The following is a 13,391-nucleotide window of genomic DNA, read 5'->3' as shown; positions in this document are numbered from 1 at the left end:
CGGCAGGCAGTTTATCCATGCAAGGCCTCGTAGATACGCTCAGCCAGATCGTGCGAAATGCCGTCCACTGAGGCCAGGTCCTCGATACTGGCGGATGCCACCCCCGAAAACCCGCCAAAACGGGCCAGCAGGCGCTGACGGCGGCGCGCTCCCACACCCTCGATTTCCTCGAGACGCGAGACGTNGCGCGCCTTGGCGCGCCGAGCCCGCATGCCCGTGATCGCAAAACGGTGGGCCTCGTCCCGGACCTGGGCGATGAGCATCAGCGCGGCCGATTCCCCGCCTAATGCCACCGGCGGACGGCCGTCGGCGAACACCAGCGTTTCCAGCCCGACCTTACGCCCTTCGCCTTTGGCCACGCCAACCAGCGTTTGTATGTCCAGCCCCAGTTCGGCGAAGACCTGGCGCGCAATCTCGACCTGGCCCTTGCCACCGTCGATCAAGACGAGCCCGGGCATTGGCGCCTCGCCATCGGCGACCTTGCCAAAGCGCCGGGTCAATACCTGGCGCATGGCGGCATAGTCGTCGCCCGGCGTGATCCCCGCGATGTTGTAGCGGCGATATTGAGACGGCTGCATATCGTGATGCAGGAACACGACGCAGGAGGCCTGCGTCGCCTCGCCAGCGGTATGGCTGATATCGAAGCACTCGATACGCAATGCGTCCAGCGCAGCCTCGTCGGTGTCCAGGTCCAGCACCTCGGCAAGCGCCAGCGTCCGTGCAGCGCGCGCGCCGGATTCAGTCAGCGCACGGGCCAGGGCCATTTCGGCGTTTTTAACGGCCTGCTCCAGCCAGGCGCGGCGCACACCTTGAGGACGCGTCAGTACTCTAGCGGGGCGGACTTGGGCCTGCTCTGCCAACAGAGCCATCAAGCCGCTATCGGGCAAGGCATGCGAACAGACCAGCACAGGAGGCAAGGGATTATCGGTGTAATGCTGCGCGATGAAAGCCTCGAGCACCTGCGGCGCCTCCTGGCCGTCGACATGCACGGGAAAGAAAGGTTTGTCGCCCAAATGCCGGCCGGCGCGCACCATCGCCAGGTTGACACAGACCTTGCCGCCCGCAGAAGCAACCACGATGACGTCGGTATCCTCACCACCCACGTCCTCCATGGTTTGCTGATGCAGCACACGCGCCAGTGATCCCATCTGGTCGCGCAAAGCGGCAGCCTCTTCGAATCGCAGCTCGGTCGATGCCTGCAGCATGCGCTGTTCGATCTCGCCCATCACCTCGCGCGCCTCGCCATTGAGAAAACGCGCCGCGCGATTCACATCGCTGGCATAGTCCTCGGCCGAGATCGCATCGACACAGGGCGCCGAACAGCGGCCGATTTGATGCAACAGACAAGGACGCGAGCGGTTGGCGAAGACGGTGTCCTCGCACGTACGCAGACGAAAAACCTTTTGCAGGATCTGAATGGTCTCGCGCACGGCCCAGGCGTTGGGAAACGGACCAAAATATTGGCCGCGCTTGTTCGTCGCGCCGCGATAGTAGGCCACGCGCGGCCATTCGTGCCCCGTGATCCACAGATACGGGTACGACTTGTCATCGCGAAACAGGATGTTGTAACGCGGCCGCAGGCTCTTGATGAGATTGTTCTCCAAGAGCAGTGCTTCGGCCTCGGAACGCGTGACCGTGACCTCGACACGCGCCACCTTGGCAACCATCTGGGCAATTCGCGGGCTGGCCAGATTTTTCTGGAAATATGAGGAGACGCGTTTTTTCAGATCACGCGCCTTGCCCACATACATCACCACACCCTCGGCGTCCAAGTGTCGATAGACGCCGGGCAGGTGCGGCAGATCAGCCAGAAACGATTTGAGATTGAAGTCGTCGGGCATGCTGGTAGCGAGTCTCGGCCTGCAGGGCCTTCCAGGAGGGAGCGGCAAAACGGGGCATCAATCGGCGGATACGTTCGACCGATTCGGGTGAGTGCGTCACGTCCAGGCGGGACAGCAGATCATCGGCCAGGTCCGGGCGATTGCACACCAACACCATGTCGCAGCCTGCGCCCAAGGCGGCTTGGGCGCGCGCGAGGATATCGCCCGCCACCGTGGCGCCCTCCATGGTCAGGTCGTCGGAAAACACCACCCCCTGGTAGCCCAGGCGCTCACGCAAAATGTCTTGCACCCACCGGCGGGAAAAGCCCGCGGGCTGTTTATCCACCTTGGGATAAATCACGTGTGCGGGCATGACTGCCGGAATGACGGCATCGCCCAGCCAAGCATACGGTGCGGCGTCCTCACTAAGGATACGCTCCAGCGGGCGCGGGTCGACCGGCATCTCGTGATGCGAATCCGCCCCTACAAAACCATGTCCCGGGAAATGCTTGCCGCACGCAGCCATCCCGGCCTGTGCCAGGCCCTGAGCCACCGCGCGCGCCAGCATGGCTACCACGCGAGGATCGCGGTGAAAAGCGCGCGTGCCGATGACTTTGCTCACGCCGTAATCCAGGTCCAGCACCGGGGTGAAGCTCAGATCCACGCCACAGGCGCGCAACTCGGCTGCCAGCACATAGCCCGCCTCGGTAGCCAGTCGCATGGCGGTCAAGGGATCGCGGTCCCACAACACGCCCAAATCGCGCATGGCCGGCAACACAGTGAAACCGTCTTCACGAAAGCGTTGCACCCGGCCGCCTTCATGATCGACTGCGATCATCAGCGGCTCGTGGCGAGCGCCGTGGATCTGGCGTGTCAGCTCGCACAACTGCTTGCGGCTCTCGAAATTTCGGGCAAACAAGATCACCCCACCCACCAGCGGGTGGCGCAGGCGTGCTTTCTCTGCTTTGGTCAATGTGGTGCCTGCCACATCCACCATGACGGGGCCGGGGGGCAACAAGGTTTTATGTTTCTTGGCCATACGGTCTGGTCCTTTGATGAGAGAAAAAGAGGAATCCGGCAGGCACTAGACCTTGCGCTCGACGATGACGTACGCGGCAGCCATATCGGATTCATCGGTAATGGAGACATGCGCCACACCGAAACGCGGCGTGTACCATTCCAGCAGGCTCGGCGCGATGACCAGGACCGGACGGCCACTGGGCGCGTTGAGCACTTGTACGCGCGTCCAGGTCATGGGCATGCGCATTCCCAGGCCGATCGCCTTGGAGAATGCCTCTTTGGCGGCAAACCGCGTAGCCAGAAAACGCACGCCACGGGCAGCGTCCCGGGCGCGTCGGGCATGGAATTTCTGCAGTTCCTCGGGACCGAGGATTTTCTCGGCGAATCGATCCCCATGACGCGCCAACGCGCGCTCGATACGATCAATGCGCAGCAAGTCCATGCCGATGCCGGCAATACTGCTGGCCGGCTCTGGCGGTGAATGGGCGGGGGCGTCAGACATGAGACAAGACTCAGCGGCCGCGCACGGCCTGCAAACGTGCCTGCACCATGAGCGCCTTCATGTCGCGTACGGCCTTGTCCCAGCCGTCGAACACAGCCTGCGCCACAATGGCATGACCGATATTGAGTTCAGAAATACCGTCCATCGCCGCGACAGGCGCCACGTTGCCATAGTGCAACCCATGGCCGGCATTGACACGCAATCCATGCCGCAGACCCTCGGCCACTCCCGCACGCACGCGCTCGAGTTCCTGGCGCACCTGATCACCCTCTGCCTCGGCATAGGCTCCCGTATGCAGTTCGATGACTGGAGCACCGGCTTGAACGGCCGCCTGGATCTGCGCCGGTTCGGGATCAATAAACAGAGAGACGCGGATACCTGCCTGCTGCAGACGAGCCACGGCGCTGGTGACGGCGGGCAACGCGCCCGCGACGTCCAAACCGCCCTCGGTCGTGAGTTCGGTGCGTTTTTCGGGCACCAGGCACACGTCGCTGGGACGAACTTGGCACGCGATCTCGAGCATTTCGGGCGTGATCGCACATTCCAGATTCATGCGGGTGCGCAGCAGCGGGCGGATGGCGTGCACGTCGGCATCCTGAATGTGACGGCGATCTTCGCGCAGATGCAGGGTAATCAGATCGGCCCCGGCATCCTCCGCCCGCAAAGCGGCCTGGATCGGGTCGGGATAAGTCGTGTGGCGCTGCTGACGCAGCGTCGCCACGTGATCGATGTTGACGCCAAGTTCTATCATGATGCTGTCGTGGATGAATCTAAAAGGGCGGCTCCGATATCCCGCAGATCAGGATATCGGATGCCGCCCTCAAGTGTAACTCTCAGATCAGGAGCCGGATGGTGGCGTCGCCGATGTACCGGGCGTGGTAGCGCCCGTATCCGCCGGATTGCCGCCTGACGCCCCATTTGCGTTGCTGGCCGTAGGAGTGATCTCCGACCAGCCACCGCCCAGGGCCTTGTACAGTGCCACGCGATTGTTCAGCGCGGCCAGGCCGGCCTGGACCAGACTCAACTGAGCGTTGAAATAATCAACCTGGGCAGACTGCACCTGCAAGTAGCTGTCGATGCCATTCACATAACGCAGATTGGAGAGCTCCAATGTGCGCGCGGTCGAGTCCTGCAAGGAACGTAGCGACTCGACCTGAGCCCCATAGGTCGCCTCGCCTGCCAAGGCATCGGAAACCTCCTGGAAAGCCTGCTGGATGGTCTGCTCGTACTGCGCCACGGCAATGTTGTTACGCGCGTTGGCCAGGTTCAATCCCTCGCGAATGCTGCCACCGGCAAATATCGGCGTCGTGATGGATGGCGAGAAGCTCCACGCCCCTTGCCCACCGCGGAACAAGGTACCCAACGAAGGGCTCGCGACCCCCAGCATCCCGGTCAGGGAAATCGTGGGGAAGAACGCCGCCCGGGCTGCGCCGATGTTGGCATTGGCCGATTTCAGGTTGTTCTCCGCCGCCATGATGTCGGGACGACGCTCGAGCAAATCGGAGGGTAGCCCACCCGGCACGGTAGCCAGCAACTGATCCCGGCCGAACTCCGCTGGCGCTGGCAGGTCGTCCGGCAGTGGCACGCCGACCAGCACGGTCAATGCGTTGACGGACTGCGCGCGCAACCGCGCCAATTGCGCCAGATCGGCCGAGGCCGAATCCAGCAGGCTCTTGGACTGGTTCAACTCCATCTCTGACGCCACGCCGCCGTCGAAACGGCGTTTGACCAGGTTGTAGGACTCTTGGCGGGCAGCCAGCGTCTTGCGGGTGAGATCCAGCTGGACATCGGCCGCGCGCATGTTGAAGTAGGCTTGAGCCACAGCGCCGACCAGCGTGATATGAACGCTGCGTTGCGATTGCTCGCTGGCAAGATAGGTTTGATAGGCGGCGTCTGACAGACTGCGCAAGCGGCCAAACAAGTCGATCTCGAACGACGTCATCCCGACGCCAGCCTGATAACTGCTGGTCACCGAAGGCGAGTCTTCACCCCCCACCCGCATATTGGGCGGCATGCGTTGGCGCGTGCCGTCGATACCGGCACCGATGCTGGGCCACTGCGCGCCGCGCTGCACGCCGTATTGGGCGCGCGCCTCTTCGACGCTTTCGACCGCGACACGCAGATCACGGTTATTGGCCAACGCCAGCTCGATCAAGGCCTGCAGGCGCGGATCGCGGAAAAATTCGCGCCAACCGATATCGGCCGCGGGCACCGTCGACGCAGGCGCCACGGCCGAGGCCGGCTGTTCGGACAACGTGACCTGACCGGCAGCCGAGCCGAATTGCACTTTGGGTTGCGTCGGCCAATCTCCCGGAACAGGAGACTCGGGACGATGATAATCGGGCGCCAGCGAGCACCCGCCCAACAGCGCGGCCAGGCACAGCGACAGCGTGGCGCGTTGATATTTCGAAGATGGCTGCAACATGTCGCGCCGCATAGATGACTTATCTCGTTTAGACATCAGAGCACTCATTGCTTGCTCTCCTGATCGTCTGCCGGGCGAGCCGTAGTGCCGTTGGCGGACGAGTCCTCGGCGGCTTCGCGAGCGCGTTTTTCGGCCTGCTCGGCCTCGAAGGCCTTGAGCTCATTACCCAGCAAACGAGGCTTGGTCTTGAAAAGGCTGAGCATCACCACAAAGAACGTGGGCACGAAAATCACGGCAAAAGGCGTCGCCGCCAACATGCCGCCCAACACACCGATACCCACGGCCTTTTGGCTGGCAGCGCCCGCACCACTAGCCAAAGCCAGCGGAACCACGCCCAGGATGAACGCCAGCGAGGTCATCAGAATCGGGCGGAAACGCAGACGCGCCGCCTCGACCGTGGCCTCGTACAGACCCATACCGCGGGCGTACTGGTCCTTGGCGAATTCCACGATCAGAATGGCGTTCTTGGCCGCCAGACCGATCACGGTCACCATCCCCACCTGGAAGTACACGTCGTTGGACATGCCCAGCAGAGACACCAACCCGACCGCGCCCAGCATCCCCAACGGCACCACCAGCATGACCGACAAGGGAATTGCCCAGCTCTCGTACAGCGCAGCCAGCACCAGGAACACCACCAGCAGCGCCAGCCCCATCAGGATGGGAGCCTGGTTACCTGCCTGGCGCTCCTGATACGACAAGCCGTTCCATTCGTAGCCGAAGCCCGAGGGCAGTTGGCCCACCAGGCGCTCCATTTCGGCCATGGCTTCACCCGTGGTGTAGCCCGGCGCGGCGTCACCGCCTATCCGCATGGACTCGTAGCTGTTATAGCGCACGACCTGCACCGGCCCTTGTGTCCAGTCGTACGACACGAACGAGGACAGGGGCACCATCTGGCCCTGGCTATTGGCGACGTTCATCTTGAGGATCTCGTCCGCCTGCATACGGTGGCTGGCCTCGGCCTGCACCCAGATGTTCTGCATGCGCCCCATATTGGGGAATTTGTCGATGTAGCTCGACCCCAGCGAAGTCGCGATCAGCGTAGCGGCGGCTTGGAAATCCACCCCTTGGGCCGCGGCCTTGTCACGGTCGATCTTCAAGGTCAATTGCGGACCGGGCTGCAGCCCAGTGATACGCACTTGGGACAGGATGGGGCTCTTGGACGCCATTTCCATCAACTGCCCCGTCGCTTGCTCCAGCGCAGCCGTACCGGCGTTGCCACGGTCTTGCAGGCGCAAGTCGAAACCCGTCGCGTTACCCAACGATGAAATGGCAGGCGGCACCAGCGTAAACACCTGTGCATCGTGAATGCCCATCAATTGCTTTTCGAAGGCTGCAAACGCAATTGCACCTGCCGAGTCCTTGGGGTCCTTGCGCTCGGAGAAATCTTTGAGCGTCGAGAAGGCGATCGCAGCGTTCAGCCCGTTACCGTTAAAGCTGTAGCCCTGAACGGTGATGACGTTTTCGACGGCCGGCAGGTGCATGAAATAGTCTTCGACCTGCTTGAGCACATCGACCGTACGATTGGCGCTGGCCCCCGTCGGCAGCTCGATGTTGCTGACCACGTAGCCTTGGTCTTCTTCGGGCAGGAACGAGGACGGCAGACGGAAATACAGCCACCCCAGCAGTACCACCAGCAGCAGGAACAGCAGCATCATGCGGCCGCTACGATGCAGAATCCGGGCTACCCAGCTTTGGTAACTATGCGTCGTCGCGTCGAACTTGCGGTTGAACCAGCCGAAAAAGCCTTTCTTTTCCTCGTGATGCCCCTTCGGGATAGGCTTGAGGATCGTGGCGCACAACGCGGGCGTAAAACTCAGCGCCAGGAATGCCGAGAAGAAAATGGACACGGCCATCGCCACGGAGAACTGGCGGTAGATCACGCCCACCGAACCGCTCATGAAGGCCAACGGGAGGAACACCGTCACCAGCACCAGCGTGATCCCGACGATGGCGCCGCTGATCTGCGGCATGGCTTTCTTGGTCGCTTCTTTAGGCGACAAGCCTTCGGCGGCCATGATGCGCTCGACGTTTTCCACCACCACAATGGCGTCGTCCACCAGAATACCGATGGCCAGCACCATGGCGAACATGGTCAACACGTTGATGGAAAAGCCCAACCCCAGCATCACCGCGAATGCCCCCATCATGGCCACCGGCACCACCAGCGCCGGGATGAGGGTATAGCGCACGTTCTGCAGGAACAGGAACATCACCAGGAACACCAGCACCATGGCTTCGACCAGGGTATGGATCACCTGCTCGATCGAGACCTGGACGTATGGCGCCGTGTCGTAGGGGATGTCGAATTTGATGTTGCCCGGGAAATACTGCGACAACGATTCCATCTGGTCGCGTACGCCCTGCGCGGTGGCCAGGGCGTTGGCGTCCGGAGACAGTACGATGGCAAAGGCCGCCGTGGGCTTGCCATTGAGGCGGGCACCAAACTGATAGTTGTCAGCGCCCACCTCGATGCGGGCGACGTCACGCAGACGCACTGACGAACCGTCGGTATTGGCGCGCAGCACGATATTGCCGAATGCTTCGACCGTCGAAAGCTGGCCATTGACCACGACGGTTGCCGTATAGCGCTGGCTTTCCGGATTGGGAGGCGCCCCCAGGCTGCCTGCCGAAATCAGCACGTTTTGCTGGCTGATGGCAGCATTGACATCCAATGCGCTGAGGTTATAGCCAACAAGCTTGTCCGGATCGATCCAGACCCGCATGGCACGCGGTGCGGCGAACAGCTGAAACTGTCCTACCCCAGGCACCCGCGATACGGGGTTCTGAATGTTGCGCGTGATGTAGTCGGCCAATGCCGTCTGATCCAACGAGCCGTCGGTCGAGGACAGCGTCACGATCATCAGAAAGCCGGCACTGGTCTGCTCATACTGGATGCCTTGCTGCGTGACCGCCGTCGGCAATTGCGCCGTGACGTTCGACACGCGGTTTTGCACGTCCACCTGCGCCAGGTCGGGGTCGGTACCCGGCGAGAACGTCGCGGTGATCGTGGACTGGCCGTTGTTGTCACTGACGGACTCGTAATACAGCAGTCCCTTGGCGCCGTTGAGCTGATCCTCGATGATACTGGTCACCGACTCGGCGACCTCTTTGGACGAGGCTCCCGGATAGGTAGCAGTAATCGTAATGGCAGGAGGCGCCACGTCGGGGTACTGCGCGACCGGCATATTGGGAATGGCCAATATGCCCGCCAGCAAGACGAACAGGGCAACTACCCAGGCAAAAATTGGTCGATCGATAAAAAATTGCGGCATGTGGGCTAACTCGGAAAGTGCTCACGAAAACAGGCACGCGGCGCATCGCGCCGCGTACCGTTTTAGGATTTGTGCTCCGAAGCGGGCTGCGCAGGTGGCGCGGCGCCTTCGGGCTTGCCCTGCGTGGGCGGTGCGGCTTTGCTTGGTCCACCGGGATTCCAGGGGGAGGCCTGCGCTGGCGCGCCAGGGCGGATCTTCTGGAAGCCTTCGACAACCACGACGTCGCCGGCTTTCAGGCCACTGGTCACCAGCCATTGCCCCTTGATCACCCCACCAGTCGTTACGGCGATCTGCTCTATCTTGTTGTCTTTCACAAGCATCAAGCTCTGCAGACCATCAGCCGTACGCTGCAGGGATTGCTGAGGCACCATCAACGCCTGCTGATTGGTCCCTTGGTCCAGACGGACACGCACGTACATGCCGGGCAGCAAGAGGCCGTCCGGGTTGGGCACCTCGGCACGCAGGTTGACCTGTCCGGTCGTCGGGTCCACCGTAATCCCGGTAAACAGAAGCTTGCCGGGATGTTGGTAGACGGAGCCGTCCTCCTGAACGACGCTCACGCGTGCGGCGTCTTTGCCGATGCGCTCGATCTGGCCGCTGGCAAACGCCTGGCGCAACTGGGCCAGATCGGCGGTGCTTTGCGTGAAATCGACGTAGATCGGATCGAGCTGCTGGACCAGGGCCATCTGCGTAGCCGATGTTCCTTCGACCAATGCACCTTCGGTGACCAGGGCCTTGCCGATGATTCCTGTGATCGGCGAGGTGACATCCGTGTACCCCAGATTGATCGCAGCCGCGTCCAGGTTGGCCTTGGCAGCCGCAACAGCAGCCTCGGCCTGACGATAGCTGGCCACGGCGTTGTCGTATTCCTGTTTGCTGACGGCATTGGCCTTGACCAGCGGCGCATAGCGGTCTGCGAGCGCTTTGGCGCTGTACAGATCGGCCTGCGACTGTTTGAGCTGGGCGGCCGCCTGATCGCGCGTTGCCTTATAGGGAGCAGGATCGATCTTGAAGAGCAGTTGCCCTTCTTTGACTTCGCTGCCTTGCTCGAACTCGATCTTTTGCACGATGCCTGTGACCCGTGCACGGATTTCCGCATCGCGAACAGCGTCCACACGGCCCGGCAAGTCGGACACGATTGATGCGGGTTGAGGTTGAACCGTAATGACGCTGACTTGCGGCATTCCGGGATTCATTTGAGGGTGTTCTTTGCAGCCTGCCAATGCCAAAGCAACAAGCGCAACGACACCGAATCCAGAGACACGATGGTGCGAAAAACGCATGAATTCCTCACGGAGTAGAGCCAAGGCGCGCGAACCCGCACACGCAGTACCGAACAGGAATAATCAGGTCCGGCAAGCCCGTTAATGTAACCTTATTTTTGTCCTAAAACTACCGAATTTGGCATCAAATCCCTCGTAATATTACGATACGCCGTCAATGTGATGCCTCGTTGACAGGCGAACTCAGCGCTTGGCCGAACGGTGTATGTCATGCGTCACAAAGCCTTGATCCACAGGAGGACGGTCCAGCACTTTCGGCATGGCCAACGTTTGTTGAATGTCTGTCAGACCGCTTTGCCAGTGTTCGCGCATGGCCTCGGATCCAAACTCATAGTCCTTTGAATTGCGTTCGTAGTGTTTGGCTTCGTAGATCAAATTGACGACATTCACTGCTGGCGTGCATGCCAACTCGCGGATATCGGCCAGCTCCGCACTGCAGCGCTCGTCCTCGGGCAAACGTTCCAACACGCGCTGCAATCCGCGGCGCAATTTCAAGATGCGTTGATAAATGTTCGTCACCGTACGGGTGCGGCTGGAGTATTGAATATCCTTCTGACGCTCCGCGACTTCTTCGAGATTGGTAGGCAATGCCCCTCGGGCGGGCCAGAGATCCACCTGAAAAGCCAGCGTGTCCGGCATCGGATGCGCAGACAACACTTGAGACAGCGGCGTATTCGACACCACACCGCCATCCCAGTAGTACTCGCCGTCGATCTCTACCGCGGGGAACCCGGGCGGCAACGCCCCGGACGCCATGATGTGCTCGGCCCGCAACCGCGTCGTCGTGCTGTCGAAATACGCAAAATTGCCTGTCCGCACATTCACGGCCCCAAAGCTGGCGCGCACGTCTCCGCGGTTGAGCAAATCAAAATCCACGTAGCGATTGAGCGTCTCCACCAGCGGCGAGGTGTCATAGAAGCTGGTTGCTTGCGGGCCGCTATGCATCAAATAGGGAGGTGGATAGCGCAGCTTGAAAAAACCCGGCTGACCCGATGTCAATGCATGGAAAGCCGCCAATTGACCGTTCATCGCGGGTGAGCCAAAGCCAAACGGAACGCCCTGGAACAACCGGGCCCAGGCCTCGCCCCATGGCAAGGAAGCAAACCCGGTAGGCCGGCAAATGGTTTCCCAAAACCCGCGCAAACGTTCCACACGCTCATCGGGCGGCGAGCCCGCAATAATCGCGGCATTGATCGAGCCGATCGAAATCCCGGCTATCCAGTTCGGACGGATGCCGGCCTCGTGCAGCCCCTGATAGACCCCTGCCTGATACGAGCCCAGCGCGCCACCGCCTTGTAAAACCAAGGCGATGGTCTCGTAGCCGTCAGTCTCTGGCGGACACGCACATGAATCGGATCGCGTCACACTCATTGAGCCTTGGTCGATTGAGGCATTTGCGGCGTACCGCTGCCCTCTCGGAACGGATAGCGTTGGAATATCTGCGCCACATTGGCGTCCACATTCTGTGCAGAAGAGGCAGTCGCCTGGTCGTCGATGACGCCAACGCTGACACCCTCCCAGACCAATTGCTTGCGGCGCGCATCGATTAGATCGATATTCAACGTACCCTCGGTGTACTGATACACGTCATTGCCCCAGGCGTAGCCCGGCCAACCGCCGTAGAAGCCCGCGCGATAACCATAGTACGGGCCCATCGGCGCCGCAGGGGTTACCTGGGTCTTCTGCTGCAATTTTGCATTGAAGTTGATCAATAGGTCGGGAGACTGCTCGGCGTAGACGTAGCCGCGCATTTCCATTTGGCTGCGGGTGGCGGATTTCAAGCGTTCAGTCAGCAGCGTGCTGTACCCTGCCTTGTCGGTGCCCAACGGCGACATGAAACCAAAACTGCGATACTGGGCAAAGTTCGCGCTGTGATCATAATCACTGCGGATCGTGGGGCCGGACGAGCAGGCGGCCAACAATCCCACCATAGCCAGGGCCGGGACAAGCGCAACGCGTTTCATAACGACATTCTCCGCAGTAAATGCGCGAACATCATGCCTTGAAGTTTGTAAACTTGCAATGGAATCTCATTCGCGTTCAGTTGTGGCAACATCGTGTCTTTCGTCGCCTATGCTGCCACGTCCCTATCCCACCGACAACTGCCCTACTCTCTGACTGCGCCATGACATCACCCCCGCTGGAGCTTGATGGATCCATCTGGCTACGAGCCGGCAGCCAAACATTGGGTGGCAAAAGCCGTATCGACCTGCTGACTCAAATCGGACTCACGGGCTCGATCAGTGCAGCAGCGCGAGCGGTCGGCATGAGCTACAAAGGGGCCTGGGATGCGATCGACGCCATGAACAATCTCGCCGGCGAGGCGCTGGTGCTGCGGGCAACGGGAGGCAAAGGCGGCGGCGGCGCGCAACTCACGGCCCGTGCCGAGCAGCTTATCGCAACGTTCCAGATCCTGGAGGCGGAACACCGGCGCGTGATGGAGCATCTGGCTCAAACGAATCTGGACGCGCCGAATGACCTGAATTTGATGAAGCGAATCATGTTGAAGACCAGTGCGCGCAACAAGCTCCTGGGCACTGTCAGCGCGATCCGGACGGGCGCGGTCAATGACGAAGTCACGCTGTGTATCGCGGGCGGGCATGACATCGTTGCCACCATCACTCGCGAAAGCACGGCCGATCTCGGCCTGGCCATCGGCAGCGAAGCCATCGCGCTCATCAAGGCCCCCTCTGTCATGATCGCTCTGCCTGGCGAGGGACTGCGCCTCTCGGCGCGTAACCAGTTGGCGGGCACGGTGGCGGACATTCGGCCGGGTGCGGTCAATAGCGAGATCATCGTCGATATTGGCAATGCGGTTAGTCTGGCGGCCATCATTACGCAGGATAGTGCGCAGGCGTTGGAATTGGCGCAGGGGGTGCGGGTGGTGGCGGTGTTCGATGCGTCTAATGTGATATTGGGGGTTGTTGCTTAGTTAGAGATGTTGCGTTGGTCGGCGGGTTGCTTGTTTGCGGGTGAGGATGGGTTGCTTGCGGATAATTGAGTTCTTTAGGCGCCGGGGGCCGTCATGTAAAGGCGGTGCTGGCCCGTTGGTCCGGTCTGGTCGCC

The 13,391-nt window shown here is 61.1% G+C and carries 10 protein-coding genes and 1 pseudogene; 1 reads left to right on the top strand and 10 read right to left on the bottom strand.

The genetic code is table 11. The features are described from left to right. Positions 1-11 precede the first annotated feature (11 nt). The 10 genes and pseudogenes from ACNA0I_RS08490 to ACNA0I_RS08445 all read right to left on the bottom strand — a co-directional run. Positions 12-184 (bottom strand): annotated as a pseudogene (locus ACNA0I_RS08490) (helix-hairpin-helix domain-containing protein); the annotation flags it as partial. Between the two features lies 1 nt (position 185). Next, a partial coding sequence (uvrC, locus tag ACNA0I_RS08485; protein WP_415805647.1) for an excinuclease ABC subunit UvrC occupies positions 186-1,841 on the bottom strand: 1,656 nt, incomplete at its 3' end. Further along, the gene (gene nagZ / locus ACNA0I_RS08480; protein ID WP_415805646.1) at positions 1,804-2,859 is read right to left on the bottom strand and encodes a beta-N-acetylhexosaminidase; all 1,056 of its coding nucleotides are present in this window, start codon (positions 2,857-2,859) and stop codon (positions 1,804-1,806) included. The genes uvrC and nagZ, both read right to left, overlap by 38 nt. Before the next feature lie 45 nt (positions 2,860-2,904). After that, complete coding sequence (gene acpS / locus ACNA0I_RS08475; protein WP_415805645.1) at positions 2,905-3,342, bottom strand: holo-ACP synthase; 438 nt, start codon at positions 3,340-3,342, stop codon at positions 2,905-2,907. Positions 3,343-3,352: 10 nt separating this feature from the next. Continuing rightward, complete coding sequence (gene pdxJ / locus ACNA0I_RS08470) at positions 3,353-4,093, bottom strand: pyridoxine 5'-phosphate synthase (RefSeq protein WP_415805644.1); 741 nt, start codon at positions 4,091-4,093, stop codon at positions 3,353-3,355. An 87-nt stretch (positions 4,094-4,180) separates the two neighbouring features. Beyond that, positions 4,181-5,767, bottom strand: a complete 1,587-nt coding sequence (locus tag ACNA0I_RS08465; RefSeq protein WP_415805643.1) for an efflux transporter outer membrane subunit — start codon at positions 5,765-5,767, stop codon at positions 4,181-4,183. Positions 5,768-5,811: 44 nt separating this feature from the next. Beyond that, positions 5,812-9,042 carry a multidrug efflux RND transporter permease subunit gene (locus ACNA0I_RS08460; RefSeq protein ID WP_415805642.1) on the bottom strand — a complete coding sequence of 1,077 codons (3,231 nt, stop codon included), beginning with the start codon at positions 9,040-9,042 and terminating at the stop codon, positions 5,812-5,814. Between the two features lie 62 nt (positions 9,043-9,104). Further along, complete coding sequence (locus tag ACNA0I_RS08455; RefSeq protein ID WP_415805641.1) at positions 9,105-10,325, bottom strand: efflux RND transporter periplasmic adaptor subunit; 1,221 nt, start codon at positions 10,323-10,325, stop codon at positions 9,105-9,107. Positions 10,326-10,508: 183 nt separating this feature from the next. Then, complete coding sequence (locus ACNA0I_RS08450) at positions 10,509-11,696, bottom strand: DUF3734 domain-containing protein (protein WP_415805640.1); 1,188 nt, start codon at positions 11,694-11,696, stop codon at positions 10,509-10,511. Beyond that, positions 11,693-12,289, bottom strand: a complete 597-nt coding sequence (locus ACNA0I_RS08445; protein ID WP_415805639.1) for a DUF4136 domain-containing protein — start codon at positions 12,287-12,289, stop codon at positions 11,693-11,695. Before ACNA0I_RS08445 ends, ACNA0I_RS08450 begins: the two co-directional genes overlap by 4 nt. A gap of 161 nt (positions 12,290-12,450) precedes the next feature. Here ACNA0I_RS08445 and ACNA0I_RS08440 point away from each other — a divergent pair, with 161 nt between their 5' ends. Next, positions 12,451-13,257, top strand: a complete 807-nt coding sequence (locus tag ACNA0I_RS08440) for a TOBE domain-containing protein (RefSeq protein ID WP_415805638.1) — start codon at positions 12,451-12,453, stop codon at positions 13,255-13,257. Positions 13,258-13,391: the final 134 nt, after the last annotated feature.

This window comes from Bordetella muralis (assembly GCF_965139205.1).
Classification (GTDB): Bacteria; Pseudomonadota; Gammaproteobacteria; order Burkholderiales; family Burkholderiaceae_B; genus Bordetella_A; species Bordetella_A muralis.
This window is presented reverse-complemented; position numbering and strand designations above follow the sequence as displayed.

Bases quoted from the DNA above. Each gene is read 5' to 3' on its own strand.
- ACNA0I_RS08445 (WP_415805639.1), bottom strand. From the start codon at position 12,289: ATGAAACGCGTTGCGCTTGTCCCGGCCCTGGCTATGGTGGGATTGTTG.
- pdxJ (WP_415805644.1), bottom strand. From the start codon at position 4,093: ATGATAGAACTTGGCGTCAACATCGATCACGTGGCGACGCTGCGTCAG.
- ACNA0I_RS08465 (WP_415805643.1), bottom strand. From the start codon at position 5,767: ATGTTGCAGCCATCTTCGAAATATCAACGCGCCACGCTGTCGCTGTGC.
- ACNA0I_RS08440 (WP_415805638.1), top strand. From the start codon at position 12,451: ATGACATCACCCCCGCTGGAGCTTGATGGATCCATCTGGCTACGAGCC.
- ACNA0I_RS08450 (WP_415805640.1), bottom strand. From the start codon at position 11,696: ATGAGTGTGACGCGATCCGATTCATGTGCGTGTCCGCCAGAGACTGAC.
- nagZ (WP_415805646.1), bottom strand. From the start codon at position 2,859: ATGGCCAAGAAACATAAAACCTTGTTGCCCCCCGGCCCCGTCATGGTG.
- ACNA0I_RS08460 (WP_415805642.1), bottom strand. From the start codon at position 9,042: ATGCCGCAATTTTTTATCGATCGACCAATTTTTGCCTGGGTAGTTGCC.
- acpS (WP_415805645.1), bottom strand. From the start codon at position 3,342: ATGTCTGACGCCCCCGCCCATTCACCGCCAGAGCCGGCCAGCAGTATT.
- ACNA0I_RS08455 (WP_415805641.1), bottom strand. From the start codon at position 10,325: ATGCGTTTTTCGCACCATCGTGTCTCTGGATTCGGTGTCGTTGCGCTT.